This window comes from Zoogloea sp. GW822-FHT05C07 (assembly GCF_058800215.1).
Window position 1 is genome coordinate 1,275,492 of record NZ_CM179510.1, and the last position, 25,016, is coordinate 1,300,507.

The following is a 25,016-nucleotide window of genomic DNA, read 5'->3' on the forward strand; positions in this document are numbered from 1 at the left end:
GCACACGACGGCCAATGGCCAATCAAATGTTCAAAACTCTTCCCACTCGGCTTCCGCCAGATTCACGGCTCCTGCTTTGATCTTGGGCAACGGTGCGGCGACCTTGCCTCCGCCTCCGCTACCCTTCTCGCCCCGAACGTGGGATGACAGAGTTGTCACACTGGCCTTCGGAACATCCAGCATCGAAACAGGAACGGGAAGCCCGGCACAGCTCTGCTTCATGTGGCGAATTTCTTGAATCGTTTCGTCGGAAAGCACAGAGAACTCATTGAGCAACAAACGCCGTGCCCCCGCGTCATCTCCATCCTGCTTGGCTCGGATGACAGCACCGGCACAGGCATGGAAATCCGCGTGCTTGCTGCGCAGGGCGGTGTAATGGGAATTACCTGCATAGCGCTTGCCCTCCCCATGTATCCAGCAGCCAAGCACACACTTGTCGTCCCGAGAGACAACGCCAGGATCCAGGGCCTCTCCTTCGCCAGAAAGGTAGTTACGCAACTTGTGCTTCCAGCCCATGTGGGCCTGGATCACCCCATCAAAATCCAGGCTGGCCGGTGCCACCTCGCCGCGCGGGGCAGAAAGGCGGAAGGTTGCCACGGACCTTACGAGACTACGGGCCTGCTCCTCGAGGCTCTCGGCCGCTGCCGCCGCCTCCTCCACCAGCGCCGCATTCTGCTGCGTCACCTCGTCCATCTGGCCCACCGCCTGCGTTACCTGCTCGATCCCACCGCTCTGCTCCTGGCTCGCCTCCGCAATGTCCGTCACCAGCGCCGACAGCTTCTGGAAGTTTGACACCACGTCTTCCATCGTCTGCCCCGCTTCATTGACCAGCCGCGCACCGTCCTCCACCTTGTCCACACTGTCCGCGATCAGCGCCTTGATCTCCCGCGCCGCCTGCGCGCTGCGCTGCGCCAGGCTCCGCACCTCGCTCGCCACCACCGCGAAGCCACGTCCCTGCTCGCCCGCCCGCGCCGCTTCCACCGCCGCATTGAGCGCCAGGATGTTCGTCTGGAACGCGATCGAGTCGATCACTCCGATGATGTCCGCGATCTTCTTCGAGCTCTCCTGGATCGAGCCCATCGTGCCCACCACCCGCGACACCATCTCGCCGCCCTGCACTGCCACTTCGTTGCTCGAGCTGGCCAGCTCCCGCGCCTGGCGCGCGTTGTCCGCGTTCTGACGCACCGTCGCGTTCAGTTGCTCCATCGAACTCGCCGTCTCTTCCAGGCTGCTCGCCTGCTCCTCCGTGCGCGACGACAGGTCCGAGTTACCCGCCGAGATCTCCTGCGCCGCCACGTTGATCGACTCCGCAGCTTCCTTGATCTGCCCGACCACTTCGCGCAGACGTTCCACCGTCGTGTTCGTGTCGTCCTTCAACTGACCGAACGTCCCGCTGTATTCCGCCGTGATGGTCTCCGTCAGATCGCCCCGCGCAATTGCGTTCAAGACACGCGCAAGATCCTCCAGACTGGTGGAAACGATCCCCATCAGGTTATTCATACCTTCGGCAACCGTCGCAAAGATACCGACCTTGCCCTCCAGCGACAGACGACGGGCGAAGTCCCCGGCCACAGCGGCTTCCAGCAGCCCGGCCAGTTCCTGCTCGACACGGACCTCGTTGGTCCGGTCCTGCCACTCCACGACCGAACCCAACCTCACCCCCTGCACATTGACGACCGGGTTGGCCACAAGAGCAAAAGTGCGGCCGCCGACCCGTACTGTTGCCTTATGCTCACCCTGCAGACGGCCAAGAAGATTGCGTTGATGACTCGGATTCTGGTGGAAGTCGTCAAAATTACGGCCGATCAGCCCATTGACACTAAAGCTCGGCAGATCACGGCGGATATCAGCCTCCGCGTCTCTCAACATGGCCAGCACCGCCTCGTTGCAATAGACGATCTGCCCATCGTTGTCGGCAAGCATGATGTTGGTGGAGGCCTTGTCCAGCGCGTTCCGTACCCGCGAATTAACCTCCGCCACCTCGTGTTCGGCCAGCAGGCGAGCCTTGAGACTGGCCTGCATGCCATTCAGCGCGGTCGCGATCTCGCCAAACGCATCGTGCGAAACGACCAGCACGGGCTCATCGAGCCGGCCGTCCGCCATACGCTTCACCCCCGCCTGAATCTCGCCGATACCATCAAGCATGGTGCGACGGAATCCGAGAAACAGGTAACCCACAACCAATAGGCTGAAGCAGATCACCCCAATCGCGGTCCAACGCGCCAGATACAGGTGCTCAAGTCGCAACTGGAGAAAGCGATCGAACTCCCTGGCGGCCACGTCAAGAATCTCGTAGTTCGCGTCCACAACCTTGGAGCCCTCGTCGAACACTTGCGTGGGAGCGACGGAAATAGCCTCCCCCTGCACGACCTGCCCGTTGACCAACACCCCAAAGGCCTTGGCCGCCGCGTCGAAGTTCTTGCCCGGCACATCCAGACGGGCGCGCAGTGCCGCATCGTTGCTGCCGACCTTGGTGATGCCCGCCTCAACGCCCTCACGTCCGTCCGCCAAACGCCGCATGAAGACGTTCATATCGATCCGCTCGGCCTCCGTACTACGTTGACGGATGGCCAGCGCAGTACCCAGCGCCCGCGCCCGCCCCGCATCCTCGGAAAGCGCCGGGAGGCGAACAGTGAACAAGTCCATCAGGTAGTAGGTTTCGAGTTCCGGATCGAGCGTGGCGTTGGTTTTGTCGGCGACTAAATTAATGAACCCCCGGACCCGGGCGATGTAATCCGTATGCAGCTTGAAGCTCTCGGGCCCCGAAACGCTGACCGCCTTGGACTGCACCTCGCTCCAACCCTGACGAATCGCCCCCCATTCCGACGCTACCCCCAGGCTCTCGCCAAAACGGGCAGTCACGGCATCACCTTCAGCAATGGCCTTGTCAACCTGAGCACGCAATTCGGCCAATCTGCCGACCAGAGCAGTATTACCACCGATCAGGCCCTGAGCGACCCCTCGATGAGCCTGGAGCGCCTGCATCAGATGACGCGCAGGCATTACCAAGGGCGCAGTCTGGGTTTCCTTTTCAGAAAAGGAGATATCCCCTTCAACCCGGGCCAACAACATGTACGCCAGCACCACCACGGACACCATTGCTATCAGACCAAGCAGGAGCATCTTGCCCTGCACGGACAGGCGGTTCATCACTCCAACCGCGGGAGAGAGAAGGCTACTCATGACGACGACTTTCTTAGGATGTGGGGGTGGCCAGATCGGCAGACTTAAGCAGCAGCCTCGTCCACCAGCGCCATTTCGCTGGAGAGCATCAAGCGTTCGATATCGACGACGATCAGCATCCGTTCACTGAGCGCACCAAGCCCCATGATGTAGGCGGTATCCACCGACGAAGCGAAGTCGGGCGCCGGACGGATCTGCTCGGGCTTGAGGGCAATGACGTCGGATACCGCGTCGACCACCATCCCCACCACCCGGCCGGCGATGTTGAGAATGATGACGACGGTAAAAGGCGTGTACTCGGCAACGCCAACGGAGAATTTGATCCGCAGATCAACGATTGGCACGATCGTGCCACGCAGGTTGATGACCCCTTTGATGAAGCTGGGGGCATTGGCGATCGTAGTGACCGCATCGTAGCCACGAATCTCCTGAACCTTCAGGATGTCGATGGCGTACTCCTCTGCGCCGAGGGTAAAGGTCAGCAATTCCTGCACAGCACCGGAGTCTTCGGACTCCTGCGCGGCAGTGGTCTGGGCGGCCTGCAGCATGGCAACACTCCTCCAAGGGAACACCCGCCTTTACGGCACGAGACACCTTTTCTGAAGCCGGCGACGGGGACCGTGACACCAAAAATCACCCTTGGCGACCGGCGCCCCTTCCGTACGGAGAACCGCCCGCCCTTTCAGGCCGCCGCCGGCAACACCCGCCTGGCCATCCCGACGAGCATGGGCACGTCGAGAATCAGCGCCACCCGTCCATCACCCATGATGGTGGCACCCGCGATGCCCTGAACCCGACGGTAATTGGCCTCCAGGCTCTTGATGACCACCTGGTGCTGACCGATGAGGTGGTCGATGAACAGGGCGGCGCTCTGACCATCTGCCTCGAGCACCACCATGATGCCCTTCGACCAGTCGGTGATCGCGGCAGGAATGCGGAACACCTCGTGCAGGCAGATGACCGGCAGGTATTCGCCGCGCACCTGGATCAGCCGCTCCACGCCGGACACACTCTTCATCATGCCCCGCTCGGGCTGCATGGACTCCATAACATAGCTGAGCGGAATGATGTAGGTTTCCGGTCCGACGCCGACGCTCATGCCATCCAGGATCGCCAGCGTCAGCGGCAGGCGCACGGTGATGCGGGTCCCGATGCCGGCCATGGAATCAAGCTCGATGCGCCCCCCCATCGCCGAGATGTTCTTCTTCACGACATCCATGCCGACGCCGCGCCCCGACACCTCGGTCACCTGGTCGGCAGTGGAGAAGCCCGGCTCCATGATGAGCTGCCAGACATCCTGATCGCTCATCGAATCGCTGACCGCCATACCGCGCTCCCGGGCCTTGGCCAGGATGCGCGCGCGATTGAGGCCTGCCCCGTCATCGCCGACCTCGATGACGATATTGCCACTTTGATGATAGGCGCTGAGGGTGATCGTGCCGGTTTCGGACTTGCCCGCGGCACGGCGCTTCTCGGGTGTTTCGAGGCCATGGTCGAGGCTGTTGCGCACGAGGTGGGTCAGCGGATCTGTAATGCGCTCGACGAGGCTCTTGTCCATCTCGGTGCTCTCGCCGATGGTCTTCAGCTCCACCTGCTTGCCCAGCTTGTGGGACAGATCCCTGACGACCCGCGGGAAACGGCTGAATACCACGGAGATCGGCATCATCCGGATCGACATCACGGACTCCTGCAGATCGCGGGTATTGCGCTCCAACTGCGCCAGACCGTTGATCAGGCGTTCACAGATGACCGGATCCACATTGACCGCGGCCTGGGTCAGCATGGCCTGGGTGATGACGAGCTCGCCAACGAGGTTGATCATCTGATCCACCTTTTCGACGCTGACCCGGATGGAGCCGTTATCGCCTCCCGCCGCGGTCCGTGCAGCCGGCTTGCGGGCAGGCGGCGGCGCAGCGGCGGCTGCGAGCGGCACCGCCCCCCCTGCGGCGCCCCCCCCCTCCGCTGGTTCCGGTACAACGGCCTCCTGTGCGTCCGGCTGGGGCAAAGGCTCGAACAATCCATACGCGGCCTCAGGCACCTCCTCGGCGCGCGGAGGCTCCGCATCGGGTGCCGGCACGTCGTCGAAGAAGCCGTAGGGCTCGGCTGCCTGCTGCCTGGCCAGCAAAGTGGCCACTTCCTGCTCATCGAAAAAGCCGTAGGCTTCCTCGGTCGCAACCGCGCTGGACGCCGACGGAAGAGGCTCGAAGAAACCATAGGCATCGTCGCTGCTGCGCCACTGGGTGGCGCCCGTTACCGCGGGGAGATCCTCGAAGAAACCATAGGCTTCTTCCTCTGCAGCGACGGCAAGCGGCTCGATGCGCAAAGAGGCGGCCTCTGCCACGAAATCAAGCACGCCACGCAGGAAATCCGCATCCACGTCGGTCGCAATGCGCAGGTGGCAATGGCGATCACCCGGCGTGGGCGCTTCCAGCGTATCCACTGTGCCGACACGCCCCAGTTCGGCCAGCAGGTCTGCGAACATATCGCGCCCACCACCGATATCGCCGACCAGCGAAAACAGCAGGTCATAACTCTTTGACGGGGGCACATCCTCGACTGGCGCGGCCGGCGGAAGAATGGCAGGCGCACGCTTGGGAGGCGCATCAAGGGCACGGCACAAGGCCTCGAGCCGGTGGCAGATGGCCTCGGCCGCCTCCCGGTCTGCCTCGTCCTCCCCCCGGTGAGCCGCCAGCAGATTCTTCAGCACATCCCCGGCCACCAGCGATGCATCGACCATCTCGTCCGTCAGGGGCGCCTCGCCCTTGCGTACGCGATCGAGCATGGTTTCGAGGATGTGAGTGACCTCCATCATGTCCTGGAAGCCAAACGTACCGCTCGACCCCTTGATGGAATGGGCCGCCCGGAAAAGGGCATTCACATCCTCAGCATCGGGCGCCCCCGGGTCGATAGCGAGCAGCAACGCTTCCATGCTCGCCAGATGCTCAGCGGCCTCCTCGAAGAAGACCTGGTAGAACTGGCTCATATCTATGGCCATGACTGCCTCCCGTGACGCCCGCCCTGCACCAGCTTTGTCAGCCGATCACCTTCTTGACCACTTCGATGAGCTTCTGCGGATCGAAGGGCTTCACCAGCCAGCCGGTCGCACCCGCGGCGCGCCCCTGCGACTTCATGGTGTCCGAGGACTCGGTGGTCAGCATCAGGATCGGCACCGTACGGTACTGGGGCATAGCCCGCAGCGACTTGATCAGCGACAGGCCATCCATGCGGGGCATATTCTGGTCGGTCAGCACCAGGTTGCAGGCCTTGGCTTTCGCCTTGTCGAGGCCATCCATGCCATCGACGGCTTCAACGACTTCATAGCCGGCACTTTTCAGGGTGAATGAAACCATCTGCCGGATTGAAGCAGAATCATCAACAGTCAGTACGATCTTGGCCATCGTCTATTTCCTAGGGTTCTGAAAAACTAAAACAAATCGATCCCGCCATGCGAGACTTCCTGAGCGCACCCGGCGCCCTGCGCTTCGACAACGACAAGTTCGGCAAGCCGCTTCCGGACCGATTCGGCCGCCTGCGGCAGGGAACGGACATCTCCCGCGCAAACCAGCCGGATCTCGCCGATCAGTGCATCCAGTTCCTGCTCCACCAGGCCCAGCCTCTCGACCCGCCGCTCCACGCGGCCGATCAACTGCGACACGAGATCCTGGAACTGCAGCGCTGTCACCGCACGGTTCACTTCCGCATCCATCGCGTGGGTATGCTCACCCAACTCCCTGATGGCATCGATACGCGCCTTGTTGAGCGTCTCCATTGACGTGAGCACCCGCTCCACCTGCTGCTTCGACTCCAGCGCAAAGTTCATGTCCGTGGACGCCAGCTTGGCGATCGCATCCTCGGTCCCCTTCACCCCTTCGCGCATGGACTTCATGACCACCGCAATCTGCTGGCTGAACTGGGTCGTACGCGTGGACAAATCCCTCACCTCATCGGCAACCACCGCAAACCCGCGGCCCGCCTCACCTGCACGAGCTGCCTCGATGGCTGCATTGAGGGCGAGCAGATTGGTCTGCTTGGCAATCGCGCCGATCTCTCCCAGGATCATCTCCACGTCACTGGCCCGCTTCGAAATGCGATCGGTCAGCTCCACCAGTTCCATACCCAGCTTGCTGTTCGTGATCACGCTATCCACAACCCGCTGCATGACGCCTGAGGTATGGGCAACGAAGTCATCGAAGCGACTGATGCCATCGACGGAATCCCCCTCCTTGGCGAGCCCGAGAGCAATCTCCTGCTGCTGGCCGGTGGAGGACAGGATGCCCTGAAAACTCTGCGTCAGGGTCACAATGGCACTGGACAACCTCGCCTCGACGCTACGGACCTCCTCCAAGACCGCCGCATGCTGCTGCCGGAAGCCCAAGACGGCGTCGCCCAGCGCACTTTCCAGCGTCGCCACTCCAGCCGCTTCCGACGACGACAGCTCGGCCGACACCACAACGGACGATGCAGCCCCCCGCATCAGGAGCACACAGCACCAGCCCATGGCCAGCGCCACGCAAGCAAGCACCTGCCAAACATTGGCACTCAGCAAGAAGGCGGCCGCGCCGGTGACCAGCAAGGACCACACAACGCCTATCAACACTGCATTTGATCGTGACATTTTTCTAGCACCTGGCCCGCAGGATAACCAGCCCCCGCTTATTGCCACCCACCAAATCGCCTTTCCGGACGGAATTCACTGTGCCGGACGCGTCCCTTTTACCATGCCGCTGCGGATATCCGCCGCATCCATTTCATCCCCGTTGCTGACTTCCAGCGTCCGGTTGGTACTCGCCTTCAGCGCTGCCTCGGCATGCCGGTTGAGCACGACGATGCTAATCCTTCGATTGATGGGCGCATTCGGATTAGCGGGGTCGAGCGGCACGGTATCGGCAAGGCCGATCACACGTACCATTTTCCCTTCGGCGAGACCACCGGCCACCAGCTCGCGCCGGGATGCATTGGCCCGGTTGGCAGACAGCTCCCAGTTGGAGAACCCCCGCTCCCCTCCCGCGTAGCGGGTCGAGTCGGTATGCCCGGAAAGGCTCACGTTGTTCTCCACACCATTGAGCGTCGCACCGATGGCCCGCAACAATTCCTGCGTATAGGGTCTGAGTGCAGCACTGGCAGAATCGAACATCGGTCGATTCTGCTCATCCACGATCTGGATGCGCAGGCCTTCAGTTGTGATGTCGAGCAGGAGCTGGTTCTTGAAGGCCCGCAGACTGGGGCTCGCCTCGATGATCGCCTCGATCTGCCCTTTCAGATCCTCGAGCCGGGCGCGCTCCTTCCGCTCTTCGCTCTTGCTCTGGATGCTCTTGCCATCGTCACCTTCTGGCTTGGTCGCCCCCTTCGCGGCCTCGATGTTGATCGAGCGCTTGCCCTCCACGTCGCCGCGTTTGACCTGACCGACCGAACGCGTGAGATCCTGCCCACCGCCAGCGATCGGGCTGAGTGCGTCACCGGCCCCCGAACCACCATTCATCGCAACCTTGAGGGGCGAGCTGAAGAAATCGGCGATGCCCTTCAGGTCACCCTGCGCCGTCGAACCGAGAAGCCACATCAGCAGGAAGAAGGCCATCATGGCCGTCACGAAGTCGGCGTAGGCGATCTTCCAGGCCCCGCCATGGGCGCCGCCGCCGCCCTTCTTGATCTTCTTGACGACGATTGGCTGCTGGGTATCGTCGCTCATTCAGCGCCCCCTCCTGCTTCACGGAGATCCACTGTAGCCAACCTCACTTGCGGCTCTTGATGGCTTCTTCCAACTCGGCAAAGCTGGGCCTGTCGGACGAGAACAGGACCTTCCGGCCAAACTCCACCGCCACCTGCGGCGCATAACCATTCATGCTGGCCAGCAGCACCGCCTTGATGCACTGGTAGATCTTGCCGCCTTCGTCCACCTTCTGTTCGAGCTGCCCGGCAACCGGGGCGACAAAGCCATAGGACACAAGGATACCCAGGAAGGTCCCAACCAGCGCTCCGCCGATCATCTTGCCGAGCACCGCCGGCGGCTGGCCGACTGAGCCCATCACGTTCACCACACCCATCACCGCCACGACGATACCGAAGGCCGGCACGCCGTCTGCAACCTTGGACACAACGTGAGCCGGGCCATGGGCTTCCTGATGATGGGTTTCCATTTCCACGTCCATCAGGTTCTCGATCTCGAATGCATTCAAATTGCCGCCGACCATCATCCGCAGGTAATCGCAAAGGAAATCGACAGCGTGATGATCCTTCGTGAAGGCCGGGTACTTGGACAGGATCGGACTCCCCTCCGGGTTCTCCACATCCCCTTCGATCGACATCAGCCCTTCCTTGCGTACCTTGGCAAGGATCTCGTACAGCATGCACAGCACATCCACATAGAACGCCTTGTTGTACGGCGATCCCTTGAAAATGGTAGGCAGTGCCGCAATCGTTCCCTTGATTGCCTTGGGGCCATTGCCTGCCACGAAGCCCCCAATGGTCAGGCCGACGATTGCGATGTATTCGGTGGGCACCCACAGCGCGGCCAGACTGCCGTGCACTGCATAAGTGCCTAGCGAAGCCGCCAGGATAATCACATAGCCGATGATCAAAAACATCGCTGCAACCTCTATCAGCGGACGCGTCCTTATGGCGGCGCACCCGACGCGTTATTCTTCTTCGGCGATATCGGCCCTCCCCCCGAAAACTTGAGCCCGGGAGGCAAGCCTGTCGTCCCCTTCAATTCCAAAAAAAATGCCGCCACAAGAATGGCGGCATTTTTGGTCATCTGGAACTCAGCTCAAGGCCCGGTGGCCTCCTCTGCCCCCGGCGCCACCTTACGCGTCTTCCCGGCCCGGGAAGGCACATGGCACAAGCCACAGACATACTCATGAATGGGATCGAAGGCATGGGTAACAAACTCCCCGCCACAGCATGTACAGCGCGCCGATTGCAGCAAACTGGCATCAAAGAAGCGGATCAGCGTCCACGCCCGGGTCAGGCTCAAGACCTGTTCCATCTCGAAGGACTCGATGTGCTCGTTGTACAGCCGATAGGCCTGCACAATCGCACCCAGTCCATCCAGCTTGGCATGCTTGCGCACAAAGCGGTACAGCGCCATGAACAGGGAGGCATGGATGTTCGGCTGCCACGACATGAACCAGTCCGTGGAAAAAGGCAGCATCCCCTTCGGCGGCGATACCCCCTTGACCTCCTTGTACAACTTGAGCAAGCGCTCACGGCTCAAGGAGGTTTCCGCCTCAAGCATCTGCATGCGCGCGCCGAGGCGTATCAACTCGACAGCCTTCTGAATGTCCTGCGCCTCAGCCAATACGCTTTTATTACGCACGGCACCTCCCGGGCAGGCTCACAAGGCTCAGGCCAGATCCTCTACCGGACGGCCTGCAGCGAGGATGGCCGCATGCAGATGCGCGGTCCCGCGCTCCCGGCCATGGGCCGACAGCAGATCAACGAGCATCGTGTCGTTGAAGCGGAACTGGCACAGCAACATGTTCGAACTGGCCATCCGTAGGACCTGCGCAGAACTCAGGCCTTCGAGGATCGCGGCCACGTCCTCTCCAATCCCGAGACGGTAAATGGCTGCAGCGCGGTCTTCCCGCAGCATCTGCTGAGCCAGCATCAGGTAAGCGAGATTCAACTCTCTGATTTCATCTTGCATACCATTGGTGCGCATGGTCTTCTCCTCAGCATTCGGCCATCGTATGCGGCAAATTCTGCCGTTACCCGGCAAGGCTCGCCATCCGATGAATACGGATTATGAAGTAAGAAACAAACCACCTGCAAATGTAAGAAAAAATCTTACATGAAAATCAGGATCAGTCAAATCTGCCTGAAAGACCCGCTTGCCCGGCACTGGCCGACCCATCCGGCATGCGCGCCAGCGTGGCCCGGAACTCCGCTGCAGCCACCGGCCTGCCGAACAGATAGCCTTGGAAGAAATCGCAGCCGTCGGTGCGCAGCGCATCCACCTGGCTCGATGATTCAACGCCTTCCGCAATGACGTGAAGACGCATGCTGCGTGCCAGCACAATGATCGCGCGGACAATTGCAGCATTCTCCTCGTCCTCGCACAGATCCCGCACAAAAGACTGATCGACCTTGATCACATCGACGGGAAAGCGCTTGAGGTACGCCAACGACGAATAGCCGGTACCGAAATCGTCGATGGCTACCCTGACCCCCATGTTCTTGAAGGCCCGCAACATCGCCACTGCCGTCTCGGCATCCTGCATCAACGAAGATTCCGTGATCTCAAGCTGCAGGCCAGCAGGCTCCAGGCCGGCGTCCTCAAGCGCACGCCGCACCGACTCGATGAGCCGCGGCTGGGCAAACTGAACCGCCGAGACATTGACCGACACGAACATGCCATCCATACCCATGTCCCGCCAACGCCCACATTCCCGGCACGCCTCCCGCATCACCCATTCACCGAGTTCGATGATCATCCCGCTCTCGTCCGCAATCGGGATGAAGCGGTCTGGACCGATCGGCCCCAGACGCGGATGACGCCAGCGCAAGAGCGCCTCCGCACTCACCACACGGCCGTCGGCACCCTCTACGCACGGCTGGTAGGCCACCCACAGTTCGTTCCGTTCGATGGCGAAGCGCAGGTCACTTTCCAGCGCGATCCGCTCCGCCGAACCGCTCAGCATGTCCGCGTCGAAGATGCGGTAGCCGTTTCCACCCTTCTGCTTGACCGCGCTCATGGCGGTTTCCGCATGGGTCAGCAGGGAAAAGATGTCCCCATCTCCCTCCCGCACCCACGCCACACCAACGCTGACCGACAGAAACAATTCGATCTTGTCCAACACAAACGGCAGTTCGAAGGCCCGCAGCAACCAACGGGCAAAAACCTCCGCAGCGCCGTATTCGCAGACGCCCGGAACAAGAATGCCGAAGGCGTCTCCGCCGAGTCGCGCGACGAGACCGTGAGACTCGGAGCTCTCCAGCAGACGCTTGGCTACCTGGCGCAGCAAGACATTACCGGCCTCGTAACCAAAGCTCGAATTAATCCGCTGAAAGCGGTCCAGATCCACATGAAAGACCGCAGCCTTCAGCTGACTCTGCCGCGCATCGGCCTCCCGCGCCCACTCAGCCAGACGTGCGCACATCAGCTGTCGATTCGGCAGCAGACACAGGGAGTCGAAATAGGCCAGCGCCTGTATCTGGCTACCCGCCTCACGCGCCACCCGGCGGGCCGCAGCCCCGCGCAGTTCCCGGGTGATGACGGGGACAAGGCGAGCGAAATGCCCCTTCGGCACATAATCGCTGACTCCGTCATCCAGCATCGACGAAAAGGCCTGCTGATCGGTGATGACTCCAGAGTAGATCACGAAGGGCAGATCACGGCCACTGTCTTTCAGAACCTGCAACGCCGCGGCGGAATCGAAGCCTGGCATTCGATGATCGGAGATGACGATATCCCAACCCGGCAAGCGCAGCGCATCACGCATTGCATCAGCATTATCGACGCGCTCGCAACGGATCTTCATCCCCCATTTGACAAGCGCTCGCCCCAACAAAAAGACATCGTCCTCGCAATCATCGACCACCAGGATTCCGATGTCTCCGTCACCACTTCCATCACGATTTGCCACGTAGCCGTTCAGACTCATCGATGCGCGACCATCATTTTCAATAGCAAAGATCAGGATGCAACCTGCTGGACATTTTTCATCGGGGCGAAATGACGGGCCCCGGACGCGAAACCTGCACGCTCATGACCCGGTTTCGCCCCTTGTCCTTGGCCACATAGAGCCCCTGGTCGGCACATTTGATCAGGGCATCAGGGTCCGGCATCTGCCCGTCCCGGCTTGCGACGCCGATACTGAGGGAGACCTTGATGGCAATGCCGTTGAGTGGAGTTCGCACATTCTCCACGGCAAAACGCACCCGCTCTGCGCAAGCCAGCGCTGCATCCAGGTTGGTATCCGGGCAGATGACCAGAAACTCATCTCCCCCGGTCCTGGCGACAACATCCTGCGCACGCAGCGCGCCCTTTACCATGCTGGCAACCCGCTTGAGCACCGCATCACCGACATCGTGACCATGGGAGTCGTTATAAAGCTTGAACTGATCCACGTCGATGACCATCACCGACAAGGCACGGCGCGTCCGCGTCGAAACCAGCCACTCCTGCTGGATACGATCCATCGCGTAGCGCCGATTGGGAAACCCTGTCAACGCATCGGTCAGCGCCACTTCTTGCAACCGCCGGTTGGACACGGCCAGTTCAGCCGCAAAACGGCGGATCTCTTCGCGATCCCGATCCACCTCCTGTTGCAGGCGAATCACCCGCTGCCCGGCACGCAGGCGTGCGGCAAGAACCCGCGGATTGATCGGCTTGTTCATGAAGTCATCGACGCCGTTCTCGAACGCCTCGATCAATCGATCGTCGTCATCGAGACTCGTCATGATGAGGATGTAAATGGCGCGCCCGATCTTCGTCTGTCGCAGTGCGCGTGTCAGTTCGAGCCCGGTCATCTCGGGCATGACCCAATCCACGATCATCAACTGGGGCTGGAATTCGAGCGCCATCTCCATCCCGATCCGCCCGTCACCAGCCTCCATCACCCTGTGCCCAACGGTCTCAAGCACCTTGCGCACGACGGTCCGCATGGAAACGTCATCATCGACGATGAGCACGCGCATCGACGGGATCACGCCCGACTCCCCTTCCAGCATCGGCCCCGCCACAACATCAGGGCCGTCCTGAACACCCCCTGCACTGGGCACATCTGCTCGGCGCGCAGCCAATTCCTCGCCGCGAATCGCCAGTTCGTTGAACGGAGGAACATCCTCGGTCTGCAGGGCCAGCAGCGGCCCCCAGGATTGCCATTCGCTGACCACATGGTCGCAAAGCTCGGTCACCGCGCCACGATCGAAGGACAGCGCCGCCCCGATCTCAAACAGTCTCTTCATCAGATTGGGGCGCTCAGGAGCCGCGGCAGTACACACTTCCGCTATGTAGGCGGCCAGATGGAGCGACTGAACAACGACAAACTCACGCGAGCCATCCGCATAGCCCGAATCCTCCGGTGCCTCAGCAAAATAGGCTGTCTCATGAAATATGCGCGGCATCCCCCAATCGGCGAGCATTGCAGCCGTCAGCTGCCGATGATCCATGGCAAACGCCTTTTGCTCCAGCAGAGTCAGGCTGACATCCCTGAATTCCAGCGTCTGCTTCAGTACCCGCTCGTAATCCGCCGGGTAAAGCGTGGCCAGCGCCAACTCGCCAACCCTGGCCAGCAGACCCAGGCAAAACGTCTCTTCCGCAGCAGCGACCCGCGTGCGCTGGGTAATAGCCTGCATGGCGATGCCGTACACCAGACAGCCGCCCCAGTAGCGCTCGTAATCAAAGCCTTGGCAGGCGCCGCCCCGATAATTCGACAAAAGGGAAAATCCCAGCGCAAGCGTACGAACCGCTGGCAAGCCCAGGACCATCAGAGCTTCGTTGACTGACGCCACCGCACGGCGCCCATGGGCCGCTCTGGAATTGGCCGCCTTGATCAGACGCCCGACAAAGGCCGGGTCTGTTTTCACTACGCGGGCCAGGTCATCGATTGAGCTACTCTCCCGCTGAATCAATCTGATGATGGCTAAGGCAACGCCCTTCGGAGACGGCAAATCTCCCGAAACCTTCAATTGCTCGAACTTCGTAATATCAATCGCCGCTGCCATATCCCCGCCTGGCTCTCACCAGCGTTCCCTATCTAGTCCGACTGTATCGGAAGAATCGTGCCTTCACTTGAGCCAAGCCACGGAAGCCGGCGCACAGCCGCAAGCGCTAGGTATACCCCACTGCCATTGAATTAGAATGAACGGAATATCCAAGCCTCTCCGCCAACCATGAATTTCTGTTCCCACTGCGGCGCGCCCGTAAGCCTCAAGGTTCCACCGGGAGACAATCTCCCCCGCCACGTTTGCGACCAGTGTGGAACGATCCACTACCAAAACCCGAAAGTCGTCGTAGGCGCCATTGCCGAATGGGAAGACAAGATCCTCATGTGTCGCCGGGCCATCGAACCCCGCTACGGTTGCTGGACTTTACCTGCTGGCTTCATGGAAAACAACGAAACCACGGGGCAAGCGGCATTGCGCGAGACCCTTGAAGAAGCAGGCGCAAAGATCGAACTGACTGAGATGTTCACGTTCGTAGACCTCCCGCATATCAGCCAGATCCACATCATCTATCGTGCTCGCTTGCTTGATCCCGACTTTGCGCCGGGCGAAGAGTCTCTTGAAGCGTCGCTGATCACGGAAACGGAGATCCCCTGGGATGAACTCGCATTTCGCTCCATCGAATACACGCTGAAATGCTATTTCGAGGATCGGCGTCAGGGCCGCTTCGACCTGCACACGACAACCTTGGCCATCCCCATCCCTGGCACTTACCGATAAGCACGCCGCAAGATCGCGCCCTCCTCAGCCCGTGATCACTCCTGGGCCTCAAACAGAATCGGAAGCTCCACCGCAGCAGCCCCCTTCCCTGCCGGCGCCGGCACCTGTGTGACGGCGCGTCGCACAAGGTCCAGCGCGCGATCATCCAGCGCGGTCCGACCGCTGGACTCAGCCAAACCAACGTCCGGCAACCCGGCGCCGAAATGCACGGCAACCACCACTCGCCCCTGCAGTCCCTGCGCGGCAAGCAGCCCCGAGGCCTTCTGCAAGCGAACGGCGGCCGCTGCCAGCGCGAATCTGTATCGTCCGATCCAGGTGTCCTCTTCCTCACTGGAATCGCCGAGCTCTGAGGGAGATGTCAGGAGCGCCCTTTCCACGGCTAGCGATGGGGCGGCCTGCACACCAATCGCCTGGCGTGTCCGAGACGATGGCTCAAGCTCCATCCGCTGGTGCGACACGATAGCCTTGCCGCCCTTTGCCACCACCGCAGCCTCGCCAGATCCACTGCCCTGCCGCGGGGGATCAGGCGAGGTCGAACTCAAGTCCGCCGTAGCCTGGAGACCGCCATCCAAGCTTGACCTCTGCACGAAGCGAACAACGAATGGCGTCGCCCCGGACACAGGTGCTCGCGGAGCGGGCCAAAACGCAACAAGATGCAGGAGCACCGACACCGCGAACACGGCATACCAATAACGTCCCACACCAGCCCTCCGCCAAGACGGCTCTATAAAACAAAAAGGGCCAGCTTACGCTGACCCTTTCTGTCATCAACTTCCAAACTTATGGCTTACGCCGCAGCTTGTTCAGCTTCCGGAGCTTCAACTTCGCCTTCCGGACGGTCCAGCAGCTCAACGAACGCCATCGGCGCGTTGTCGCCATCGCGGAAACCGCACTTCAGGATGCGCAGATAACCGCCGTTACGAGCAGCGAAACGCGGACCCAGCTCGTCAAAGATCTTGACGACGATTTCACGATCGCGAAGGCGATCGAACGCCAGACGACGATTAGCCAGGCTCGGCTTCTTGCCAAGCGTGATCAGCGACTCAACAACCCGGCGCAGCTCCTTGGCCTTCGGCACGGTGGTCTTGATGACTTCGTGACGCAGCAGGGAATTTGCCATGTTGCGCAGCATAGCCTGACGGTGGCTGCTGGTGCGGTTGAGCTTGCGAAGACCGTTACGGTGACGCATTTGAAATTACCTCTTCTTCGTTACGCTCAACCGAGCTTTTCCAGCCCGGCCGGCGGCCAGTTTTCAAGTTTCATGCCCAGCGTCAAACCGCGCGAGGCAAGGACTTCCTTGATCTCATTCAGCGACTTGCGCCCCAGATTCGGGGTCTTGAGCAATTCAGTTTCGGTGCGCTGAATCAGATCACCGATGTAATAAATGTTCTCGGCCTTCAGGCAGTTCGCAGAACGAACCGTCAATTCGAGATCATCTACCGGACGCAAAAGGATGGGATCGATCGCCGGAGCCTTCGGAGCCTCCACCGCAGTCGGGGTGCCCTCCAGATCGGCAAACACGGAAAGCTGATCCATCAGGACGCGCGCAGCAAAGCGCACAGCCTCTTCCGGATCCACCGCGCCGTTCGTCTCGATGTCGAGAACCAGGCGATCCAGATCGGTGCGCTGCTCAACGCGCGCGCTTTCGACCGCATAGCTCACGCGGCGAACCGGGCTGAAAGACGCATCGAGAACGATACGGCCAATCGCCTTCGACTCGCTGGCGGCCGGACGCTGGTTACCAGGGACGTAACCACGACCCTGCTCAACCTTGATCTGCAGATCCAGCTTGCCGCCCGGAGCGAGGTGAGCCAGCACGTGATCCGGATTGATCACTTCGACGTCGTGGGAGACTTCAATATCAGCCGCCGTTACCACGCCTTCACCAGACTTCGCCAACGACAACGTGGCTTCAGCACGGCCGTGCAGCTTGAGAACCACACCCTTCAGGTTGAGCAGAAGATCAACGACATCTTCACGCACACCATCGAGCGTCGAGTACTCATGCAGTACGCCCTCGATCGACACCTCGGTCGGCGCGTAGCCCGGCAACGAGGACAGCAGAATACGCCGCAGGGCATTACCCAGCGTGTGACCGAAGCCGCGTTCAAACGGCTCCATCGTCACCCGGGCGTGCACCGGCGAAACATTCTGCACCTCGATGATGCGCGGTTTCAGCAGAGCATTACTTTGCATCGACAATCCTTCTATAGAGTCGCGCCATGGGCGCGACCACCATTAACGCGAATACAGTTCGACAACCAGACCTTCGTTCAAGGTCGCCGGCAGTTCGGAACGCTGCGGGTAAGCCTTCAGGGTACCCTTGCCGGCCTTGATGTCGACCGCAAGCCATTCCGGGAAACCACGGGACTCAGCGGCCTCCAGAGCGGCCTTGACGCGGAGCTGGTTGCGTGCGCTGTCGGTCAGCTGAATCTCATCGCCCGGGCGAACGGTGTAAGACGGAATGTTCACACGCTTGCCATTGATCAGAACGCCGTTGTGACGGACGACCTGACGAGCTTCAGCGCGGGAAGCACCAAAACCCATGCGATATGCAACAGCGTCCAGACGACCTTCGAGGAGCTGCAGCAGGTTCTCACCCGTCTGGCCCTTGCGACGATCGGCTTCAGCGTAGGTCTTGCGGAACTGACGCTCGAGCACACCGTACACACGACGGATCTTCTGCTTTTCACGCAGTTGCACGCCGTAACCGGACAGGCGCTGACCGGATTTTTGACCGTGCTGACCGGGAGCGTAGGAACGACGCTCAATCGCGCACTTGTCGGTAAAACATTTTTCGCCCTTCAGGAAGAGCTTCTCACCCTCACGACGGCACTGACGGCACTTGGGGTCAAGATTACGAGCCACTGTTCAACTCCTTGTCAGATACGACGCTTCTTCGGCGGACGGCAGCCGTTGTGCGGGATCGGCGTGATATCGGTAATCGTAGTGATCTTGATACCGAGCGCATTCAGCGCACGCACACTGGATTCACGGCCAGGGCCGGGGCCCTTGACGCGCACTTCCAGATTCTTGATACCGCACTCGATGGCCACCTTGCCAGCCGCTTCAGCAGCAACCTGAGCAGCAAACGGGGTGCTCTTACGCGAGCCCTTGAAGCCGGCACCACCGGAGGTGGCCCAGGACAGGGCATTACCTTGACGGTCGGTGATGGTGATAATCGTGTTATTGAAAGACGCGTGAACGTGGGCAATACCTTCGGCCACGTTCTTCTTGATCTTCTTGCGAACCTTCGCAGCAGTCTTAGCCATGTCTAATCCCTATTACTTCTTGCCGGCGATCGCCTTGCGCGGCCCCTTGCGGGTACGGGCATTGGTACGCGTACGCTGGCCACGAAGGGGCAAACCACGACGATGGCGCACCCCGCGATAGCACCCCAGATCCATGAGGCGCTTGATACTCATCGTCACTTCACGGCGCAGATCACCTTCGACGGTGAACTTCGCGACTTCGTCGCGGAGCCGTTCCATATCGGACTCGGTAAGGTCTTTAATCTTGGCTGCACGCCCGACAGCAGCAGCATCACAAATCTGCTGCGCGCGGGTACGGCCGATACCGTAAATCGCGGTCAGCGCGATTTCAGTGTGCTTGTGGTTGGGAATGTTTACCCCTGCGATGCGGGCCATGCGTTCACCCCAAAATACTAAACATTAAATTATAAAGAATGCGGGTGACCGCATCAACCCTGGCGCTGCTTGTGACGCGGATCCGTGCAGATCACGCGAACCACACCTTTACGGCGGACAATCTTGCAGTTTCTGCAAAGCCGCTTGACAGATGCTTGAACTCTCATTTCTAGCTCCTAACTACTTTTCTGTTATTTCGCGCGGAAAACGATCCGGGCTCTACTCAAATCGTACGGGGTCAGCTGCACAGTCACTTTGTCACCAGGAAGAATACGAATGTAGTGCATACGCATCTTTCCGGAGATATACCCCAAAACGACATGGCCGTTTTCGAGCTTCACCTTGAAGGTTGCGTTGGGAAGGTTCTCCAGAACCTCACCCTGCATTTCAATGTAATCTTCCTTCGACATAAGACTATTTGAGCGGAACTCGCGAACCCTTGAAGTTAGCCTTCTTCAAAAGGCTCTCATACTGGTGGGACATGATGTACGCCTGAACCTGGGACATGAAGTCCATCGTCACCACCACGATGATCAACAAGGAGGTCCCACCGAAATAGAAAGGTACATTCCACTTCAGGATCAGAAACTCGGGCAGCAAACAAACAAGCGTGATGTACACCGCACCAGCCAACGTGAGCCGCATCAGGATCTTGTCGATGTAGCGCGCAGTCTGCTCACCAGGACGAATCCCCGGAACGAAGGCTCCACTCTTCTTCAGATTGTCGGCCGTCTCCTTAGAACTGAAGACCAGCGCGGTATAGAAGAAACAGAAGAACACAATCGCGGCAGCATAAAGAATCACATAGATCGGCTGCCCCGGAGCAAGCGTCGAACCGAGATCCTTCAGCCACGCCATCTTTTCGGACGAACCGAACCACTGGGCCAGCGTCGCGGGGAACAGGATGATGCTGGATGCAAAGATCGGAGGGATCACGCCCGCCATATTCAGCTTCAGAGGCAGATGCGAACTCTGACCACCATAGATCTTGTTGCCAACCTGACGCTTCGCATAGTTCACCAGAATCTTCCGCTGACCACGCTCGACGAAGACAACCACACCCGTCACAACCACCACCAGCACACAAATCACCAGTGCAGTGAAGGGGTGCATGGCGCCAGTCCGCACCAACTCGAACAAGCCACCCAAAGAATTGGGAAGACCTGCCGCGATACCCGCGAAGATGATGATCGAGATACCGTTACCCAGACCCCGCTCAGTAATCTGCTCACCCAGCCACATCAGGAACATTGTCCCGGTAACCAGAGTGGAAACAGTCACGAATCGGAAGGTCAAACCAGGCTCGATAACCAAGCCCTGCTGCGACTCCAGAGCAACCGCAATACCCAGCCCCTGAAAGAGAGCCAGAGCCAGCGTTCCGTAGCGGGTGAACTGAGTGATTTTCCTCCGACCCGCCTCACCTTCCTTCTTAAGCGCCTCTAGTTGCGGAGATGCAACCGTCAGCAACTGCATGATGATCGATGCCGAAATATACGGCATGATCCCCAGTGCGAAGATTGTGAAACGGGAAAGTGCGCCCCCGGAGAACAGATTGAAGACTCCGAGGATGCCCCCTTTCTGGCTCTTGAACAGATCACTCAAGGCTACTGGATCAATCCCGGGAACCGGGATATGCGCGCCGATACGATAAACGATCAGCGCGCCCAGCAAGAACATCAGACGTCGCTTGAGGTCCCCGAACTTACCAGGAGTCGCTAGCGCGGACTGTTGGTTAGCCACGCTAAACCTTACTCGGCAGACTCGACGGAACCGCCGGCAGCTTCGATAGCAGCCTTGGCGCCCTTGGTCGCAGCCACACCGCGCAGATTGACCTTGCGGCTGATGGAGCCGGACAGCACAACCTTGGCAGCCAGCGCGTCCGCAGCAACGATACCGGCCTGCTGCAGAACCAGCAGATCGATGTCATCAACCGGCAGAGCATCCAGCTCGGAAAGGCGAACCTCACCGATACGCGCACGGGTCAGCGACACGAAGCCACGCTTCGGCAGACGACGCTGCATGGGCATCTGACCGCCCTCGAAGCCAACCTTGTGGAAACCGCCGGTACGGGACTTTTGGCCTTTGTGACCACGGCCAGCCGTCTTACCCAGACCGCTGCCGATGCCACGACCGACGCGCTTTGCAGCGTGCTTGGCACCCGCTGCAGGTTTAATCGCATTCAGGCGCATTTAAGCCTCCAACTTAACAAGGTAAGCGACCTTGGTAATCATGCCCCGGACTGCAGGAGTGTCCTGCAGCTCCACCGTGTGGTGGAGACGACGGAGCCCAAGACCGCGGACGGTTGCACGATGGGATTGTTTCGTGCCGATAACGCTCTTGACCAGCGTTACCTTCAGTTTCTTGTCGGACATGACTTACCCCTGAATCTCTTCGACCGTCTTGCCACGCTTGGCAGCGATGACGGACGGTGCGTTGGTGGCCAACAGACCATTCAGCGTGGCACGCACCACGTTGTACGGGTTGGTCGAACCAATGGACTTGGCGATGATGTCGGTCACACCCATCACTTCGAAGACTGCACGCATCGCGCCGCCGGCGATGATGCCGGTACCTTGCGGGGCCGGCTGCATCAGCACATGCGAAGCGCCATGCTTGCCGATCACGGAGTGATGCAGCGTGCCGTTCTTCAGGGAAACCTTGGCCATCTTGCGACGGGCCTCTTCCATTGCTTTTTGCACGGCAACCGGGACTTCACGGGACTTGCCCTTGCCCATGCCGATGCCACCATCACCGTCACCAACCACGGTCAGCGCGGCGAAACCGAGAATCCGGCCGCCCTTCACCACCTTGGTGACACGGTTGATGGAAACCATCTTTTCGCGCAGGCCGTCGTCGCGCTCCTCGGAGGCCTGCACTTTTTTATTACCTTGCTGCTTAGCCATGCTAAACCTCGCTTAGAACTTCAATCCGCCTTCGCGGGCGGCATCGGCAAGCGCCTTCACGCGACCGTGGTACTGAAAGCCTGCGCGATCGAACGCAACAGCCTCAATACCAGCAGCCTTGGCACGCTCAGCGATCAGCTTGCCGACCGCCACAGCAGCGGCCTTATTGCCACCGTTGGACACCTGGGCACGCACATCGGCCTCAACGGTCGAAGCAGCCGCCAGAACCTTGGAACCACAACCCGCGATGATTTGCGCGTAGATGTGGGAGTTGGAACGGAACACGGACAGACGGACTGCCTTCATTTCCGCGATCTTGGCACGGGTTTTCCGTGCACGGCGCAAACGCGATTCCTTCTTGGTGATCATGATCCGCCCTTACTTCTTCTTGGTTTCTTTCAAGGTGACCACTTCGTCGGAGTAACGAACACCCTTGCCCTTGTAAGGCTCGGGCGCGCGGTACGCACGCACTTCAGCAGCAACCTTGCCGACGACCTGCTTGTCGACACCCTTGATGATGATCTCGGTCTGAGACGGGGTCTCAACCTTGATGCCGGCAGGCATCTGGTGCACCACAGGGTGCGAGAAACCGAGGCTCAGGTTCAGCTTGTCGCCTTGGGCCTGGGCACGGTAACCCACGCCAACCAGGGTCAGCTTGCGCTCGAAACCCTTGGAGACGCCTGCAACCATGTTATTGACCAGTGCACGAACGGTGCCGGACATGGCCTTGGCATTCACGGCACCCTCGATGGCGGAGCACTGCAGGCCATCGCCTTCGCGCTCGACCTTGACCGAAGGATGCAGAACCTGGGTCAGCGTACCCAGGGGGCCCTTCACGACGATCTGGCCGCCACCAATGGTGACATCCACACCAGCCGGAACGGCAACGGGATTCTTGGCTACACGGGACATTTCACTCTCCCCTTAAGCCACGAGGCACAGCACTTCGCCGCCGAGACGGCCAGCGCGCGCAGCACGATCAGTCATCACGCCCCTGGGAGTGGACACAATCGCCACACCAAGACCATTCATCACGCGGGGCAGGTCATCGCTACCCTTGTAAACGCGGAGACCGGGACGGCTCACGCGCTCAATGCGTTCAATAACCGGACGACCGGCGTAATACTTCAGGGACAGGGCCAGCTCGGCCTTGCCGGAAGCTTCGGTCACAGCAAAATCATCGATGTAACCTTCGCTCTGCAGAACCTTCGCGATTGCAACCTTCAGCTTGGAAGAAGGCATCGCGACAGAGCTCTTTTGCGCCTGCTGAGCGTTACGAATACGCGTCAGCATATCGGCGATCGGATCAGACATGCTCATATCTATCGACCCCTTACCAGCTTGCCTTGGTCATGCCAGGAACTTCACCACGGAAGGCAACTTCACGCAGTTTGTTACGGCACAGACCGAATTTACGGAAAACACCACGCGGGCGACCAGTCTGCTCGCAGCGATTACGCTGACGGCTCGGGCTGGAATTGCGCGGCAACTGTTGCAGCTGCAGACGGGCGACCATGCGCTCTTCGTCGGACAGCTTGGCGTTATTGATCTGCTCAAACAGAGCAGCGCGCTTGGCCGCATACTTCGCAACCATCTTGGCGCGCTTCTCTTCGCGCTGGATCAGAGACAGTTTCGCCATATCACCCTCAGTTCTTGAAAGGGAACTTGAACGCGGCGAGCAGAGCGCGCGCTTCGTCGTCCGTCTTGGCCGTCGTCGTGATGCTGATATTCATCCCACGCAGAGCATCGATCTTGTCGTACTCGATTTCCGGGAAAATGATCTGCTCTTTGACGCCCAGATTGTAATTACCACGACCGTCAAAACCCTTGCCAGCGATACCACGGAAGTCGCGAATACGCGGCATGGCAATCGTAACCAGGCGATCGAGAAACTCGAACATGCGGGGACCACGCAGGGTGACCATGCAGCCGATCGGGTAGCCGTCGCGAATCTTGAAGCCCGCGATGGACTTCTTCGCCTTCGTGGTCACCGGCTTCTGGCCAGCAATCTTCTGCAGATCGCCAACGGCGTAGTCGAGAACCTTCTTATCACCCACCGCTTCACCAACACCCATATTCAGGGTGATCTTGGTGATACGGGGGACTTCCATGACCGACTTGTAGCCGAACTTCGTGAGAAGCTCAGGCGCAACGGTCTCTTTATAGAATTCTTGCAGGCGCGCCATGACTACCCCTTACGCATCCACTACTTCGCCATTGGACTTGAAGACGCGCACTTTGCGACCATCTTCAAGCACCTTGAAGCCAACGCGATCAGCCTTCTGGGTGGCCGCATTGAACAGCGCCACATTGGAGGTGTCGATCGGCATTTCCTTTTCGACGATACCGCCAACTTGACCCTTCATCGGGTTCGGGCGCACGTGCTTCTTGACGCGATTGATGCCTTCAACGACAACAGCACATTCCAGAACACGCAGAACGGTACCGCGCTTACCCTTGTCTTTGCCCGTAAGGACGGCAACTTCGTCGCCTTTGCGAATCTTATTCACAATAACCCCTTAGAGAACTTCAGGCGCCAGGGAGACGATCTTCATGAACTTTTCGGTACGCAGCTCGCGCGTGACCGGCCCGAAGATACGCGTACCAATCGGCTCGCCCTTGTTGTTAAGCAGGACCGCAGCATTGCGATCAAACTTGATGAGCGAGCCATCCGGACGACGCACACCCTTGGCGGTACGAACCACCACGGCGCTGTAAACATCGCCCTTCTTGACGCGACCACGAGGTGCCGCATCTTTAATACTCACCTTGATGATGTCACCAACACCGGCGTAGCGACGCTTGGAGCCGCCCAACACCTTGATGCACATCACGTGACGCGCGCCGGTATTATCGGCGACGTCAAGCATCGTTTGCATTTGGATCATTTACACTCTCC

Annotated in this window: 31 protein-coding genes; 1 reads left to right on the forward strand and 30 read right to left on the reverse strand. The window is 59.9% G+C overall.

Annotated elements, in window-relative coordinates; translation table 11 throughout:
* Nucleotides 1-30 precede the first annotated feature (30 nt).
* The 11 genes from AC3QL2_RS06030 to AC3QL2_RS06080 form a co-directional block, all read right to left on the reverse strand.
* The gene (locus AC3QL2_RS06030) at nucleotides 31-3,150 is read right to left on the reverse strand and encodes a methyl-accepting chemotaxis protein (protein ID WP_493231820.1); all 3,120 of its coding nucleotides are present in this window, start codon (nucleotides 3,148-3,150) and stop codon (nucleotides 31-33) included.
* 77 nt (nucleotides 3,151-3,227) lie between these two features.
* Nucleotides 3,228-3,731, reverse strand: coding sequence for a chemotaxis protein CheW (locus tag AC3QL2_RS06035; RefSeq protein WP_493231819.1), 504 nt, complete (start codon nucleotides 3,729-3,731; stop codon nucleotides 3,228-3,230).
* Between the two features lie 134 nt (nucleotides 3,732-3,865).
* Nucleotides 3,866-6,178 (reverse strand): chemotaxis protein CheW, encoded by a 2,313-nt coding sequence (locus AC3QL2_RS06040; protein WP_493231817.1) that lies wholly within the window; start codon nucleotides 6,176-6,178, stop codon nucleotides 3,866-3,868.
* Nucleotides 6,179-6,215: 37 nt separating this feature from the next.
* Nucleotides 6,216-6,581, reverse strand: a complete 366-nt coding sequence (locus tag AC3QL2_RS06045) for a response regulator (RefSeq protein WP_493231815.1) — start codon at nucleotides 6,579-6,581, stop codon at nucleotides 6,216-6,218.
* 26 nt (nucleotides 6,582-6,607) lie between these two features.
* The gene (locus tag AC3QL2_RS06050; protein WP_493231814.1) at nucleotides 6,608-7,756 is read right to left on the reverse strand and encodes a methyl-accepting chemotaxis protein; all 1,149 of its coding nucleotides are present in this window, start codon (nucleotides 7,754-7,756) and stop codon (nucleotides 6,608-6,610) included.
* A gap of 117 nt (nucleotides 7,757-7,873) precedes the next feature.
* The gene (gene motB / locus AC3QL2_RS06055; protein WP_493231812.1) at nucleotides 7,874-8,869 is read right to left on the reverse strand and encodes a flagellar motor protein MotB; all 996 of its coding nucleotides are present in this window, start codon (nucleotides 8,867-8,869) and stop codon (nucleotides 7,874-7,876) included.
* Between the two features lie 43 nt (nucleotides 8,870-8,912).
* Entirely contained in the window at nucleotides 8,913-9,764 is an 852-nt protein-coding gene (gene motA, locus AC3QL2_RS06060; RefSeq protein WP_493231810.1) for a flagellar motor stator protein MotA, read from the reverse strand.
* Between the two features lie 182 nt (nucleotides 9,765-9,946).
* Entirely contained in the window at nucleotides 9,947-10,495 is a 549-nt protein-coding gene (gene flhC, locus AC3QL2_RS06065; RefSeq protein WP_493231809.1) for a flagellar transcriptional regulator FlhC, read from the reverse strand.
* A gap of 27 nt (nucleotides 10,496-10,522) precedes the next feature.
* Nucleotides 10,523-10,840, reverse strand: coding sequence for a flagellar transcriptional regulator FlhD (flhD, locus tag AC3QL2_RS06070; protein WP_493231807.1), 318 nt, complete (start codon nucleotides 10,838-10,840; stop codon nucleotides 10,523-10,525).
* Nucleotides 10,841-10,982: 142 nt separating this feature from the next.
* Nucleotides 10,983-12,782 carry a putative bifunctional diguanylate cyclase/phosphodiesterase gene (locus tag AC3QL2_RS06075; RefSeq protein ID WP_493231806.1) on the reverse strand — a complete coding sequence of 600 codons (1,800 nt, stop codon included), beginning with the start codon at nucleotides 12,780-12,782 and terminating at the stop codon, nucleotides 10,983-10,985.
* Nucleotides 12,783-12,840: 58 nt separating this feature from the next.
* Nucleotides 12,841-14,847, reverse strand: a complete 2,007-nt coding sequence (locus AC3QL2_RS06080; protein WP_493231804.1) for a GGDEF domain-containing response regulator — start codon at nucleotides 14,845-14,847, stop codon at nucleotides 12,841-12,843.
* A 168-nt stretch (nucleotides 14,848-15,015) separates the two neighbouring features.
* Between AC3QL2_RS06080 and AC3QL2_RS06085 the strand changes: the two genes are divergently transcribed.
* Complete coding sequence (locus AC3QL2_RS06085; protein ID WP_493231803.1) at nucleotides 15,016-15,567, forward strand: NUDIX hydrolase; 552 nt, start codon at nucleotides 15,016-15,018, stop codon at nucleotides 15,565-15,567.
* A 35-nt stretch (nucleotides 15,568-15,602) separates the two neighbouring features.
* Here AC3QL2_RS06085 and AC3QL2_RS06090 read toward each other — a convergent pair whose 3' ends face one another.
* From AC3QL2_RS06090 to rplN, 19 genes are all read right to left on the reverse strand, one after another.
* On the reverse strand, nucleotides 15,603-16,109 hold the full coding sequence (locus AC3QL2_RS06090) for a TonB family protein (RefSeq protein ID WP_493231801.1): 507 nt from the start codon (nucleotides 16,107-16,109) through the stop codon (nucleotides 15,603-15,605).
* Between the two features lie 245 nt (nucleotides 16,110-16,354).
* Nucleotides 16,355-16,756: a 50S ribosomal protein L17 gene (gene rplQ, locus AC3QL2_RS06095; protein ID WP_493231799.1), complete on the reverse strand. Its 402-nt coding sequence runs from the start codon at nucleotides 16,754-16,756 to the stop codon at nucleotides 16,355-16,357.
* A gap of 26 nt (nucleotides 16,757-16,782) precedes the next feature.
* A complete protein-coding gene (locus tag AC3QL2_RS06100) occupies nucleotides 16,783-17,763 on the reverse strand; it encodes a DNA-directed RNA polymerase subunit alpha (protein WP_493231797.1) in 981 nt (326 codons plus the stop codon).
* A 42-nt stretch (nucleotides 17,764-17,805) separates the two neighbouring features.
* A complete protein-coding gene (gene rpsD, locus AC3QL2_RS06105) occupies nucleotides 17,806-18,435 on the reverse strand; it encodes a 30S ribosomal protein S4 (protein WP_493231796.1) in 630 nt (209 codons plus the stop codon).
* 14 nt (nucleotides 18,436-18,449) lie between these two features.
* The gene (gene rpsK, locus AC3QL2_RS06110) at nucleotides 18,450-18,839 is read right to left on the reverse strand and encodes a 30S ribosomal protein S11 (RefSeq protein WP_079432670.1); all 390 of its coding nucleotides are present in this window, start codon (nucleotides 18,837-18,839) and stop codon (nucleotides 18,450-18,452) included.
* A 12-nt stretch (nucleotides 18,840-18,851) separates the two neighbouring features.
* On the reverse strand, nucleotides 18,852-19,214 hold the full coding sequence (gene rpsM / locus AC3QL2_RS06115) for a 30S ribosomal protein S13 (protein ID WP_493231795.1): 363 nt from the start codon (nucleotides 19,212-19,214) through the stop codon (nucleotides 18,852-18,854).
* Between the two features lie 53 nt (nucleotides 19,215-19,267).
* On the reverse strand, nucleotides 19,268-19,381 hold the full coding sequence (rpmJ, locus tag AC3QL2_RS06120; RefSeq protein ID WP_079432668.1) for a 50S ribosomal protein L36: 114 nt from the start codon (nucleotides 19,379-19,381) through the stop codon (nucleotides 19,268-19,270).
* A gap of 24 nt (nucleotides 19,382-19,405) precedes the next feature.
* Nucleotides 19,406-19,624 carry a translation initiation factor IF-1 gene (gene infA, locus AC3QL2_RS06125; protein ID WP_493231793.1) on the reverse strand — a complete coding sequence of 73 codons (219 nt, stop codon included), beginning with the start codon at nucleotides 19,622-19,624 and terminating at the stop codon, nucleotides 19,406-19,408.
* 4 nt (nucleotides 19,625-19,628) lie between these two features.
* On the reverse strand, nucleotides 19,629-20,891 hold the full coding sequence (secY, locus tag AC3QL2_RS06130) for a preprotein translocase subunit SecY (protein ID WP_493232310.1): 1,263 nt from the start codon (nucleotides 20,889-20,891) through the stop codon (nucleotides 19,629-19,631).
* Nucleotides 20,892-20,962: 71 nt separating this feature from the next.
* A complete protein-coding gene (gene rplO, locus AC3QL2_RS06135; RefSeq protein WP_493231792.1) occupies nucleotides 20,963-21,403 on the reverse strand; it encodes a 50S ribosomal protein L15 in 441 nt (146 codons plus the stop codon).
* Nucleotides 21,404-21,586, reverse strand: coding sequence for a 50S ribosomal protein L30 (gene rpmD / locus AC3QL2_RS06140; protein WP_079432664.1), 183 nt, complete (start codon nucleotides 21,584-21,586; stop codon nucleotides 21,404-21,406).
* 3 nt (nucleotides 21,587-21,589) lie between these two features.
* Nucleotides 21,590-22,117, reverse strand: a complete 528-nt coding sequence (gene rpsE, locus AC3QL2_RS06145) for a 30S ribosomal protein S5 (protein ID WP_493231791.1) — start codon at nucleotides 22,115-22,117, stop codon at nucleotides 21,590-21,592.
* A 12-nt stretch (nucleotides 22,118-22,129) separates the two neighbouring features.
* Nucleotides 22,130-22,483: a 50S ribosomal protein L18 gene (rplR, locus tag AC3QL2_RS06150; protein ID WP_493232309.1), complete on the reverse strand. Its 354-nt coding sequence runs from the start codon at nucleotides 22,481-22,483 to the stop codon at nucleotides 22,130-22,132.
* A gap of 12 nt (nucleotides 22,484-22,495) precedes the next feature.
* A complete protein-coding gene (gene rplF / locus AC3QL2_RS06155; protein WP_493231790.1) occupies nucleotides 22,496-23,029 on the reverse strand; it encodes a 50S ribosomal protein L6 in 534 nt (177 codons plus the stop codon).
* 12 nt (nucleotides 23,030-23,041) lie between these two features.
* The gene (gene rpsH / locus AC3QL2_RS06160) at nucleotides 23,042-23,437 is read right to left on the reverse strand and encodes a 30S ribosomal protein S8 (protein WP_493231788.1); all 396 of its coding nucleotides are present in this window, start codon (nucleotides 23,435-23,437) and stop codon (nucleotides 23,042-23,044) included.
* Nucleotides 23,438-23,450: 13 nt separating this feature from the next.
* On the reverse strand, nucleotides 23,451-23,756 hold the full coding sequence (gene rpsN, locus AC3QL2_RS06165; RefSeq protein WP_493231786.1) for a 30S ribosomal protein S14: 306 nt from the start codon (nucleotides 23,754-23,756) through the stop codon (nucleotides 23,451-23,453).
* A gap of 7 nt (nucleotides 23,757-23,763) precedes the next feature.
* Complete coding sequence (gene rplE / locus AC3QL2_RS06170; protein WP_481117521.1) at nucleotides 23,764-24,303, reverse strand: 50S ribosomal protein L5; 540 nt, start codon at nucleotides 24,301-24,303, stop codon at nucleotides 23,764-23,766.
* 9 nt (nucleotides 24,304-24,312) lie between these two features.
* On the reverse strand, nucleotides 24,313-24,627 hold the full coding sequence (gene rplX / locus AC3QL2_RS06175) for a 50S ribosomal protein L24 (RefSeq protein ID WP_493231785.1): 315 nt from the start codon (nucleotides 24,625-24,627) through the stop codon (nucleotides 24,313-24,315).
* Nucleotides 24,628-24,636: 9 nt separating this feature from the next.
* Nucleotides 24,637-25,005, reverse strand: coding sequence for a 50S ribosomal protein L14 (gene rplN / locus AC3QL2_RS06180; RefSeq protein ID WP_079432657.1), 369 nt, complete (start codon nucleotides 25,003-25,005; stop codon nucleotides 24,637-24,639).
* Nucleotides 25,006-25,016: the final 11 nt, after the last annotated feature.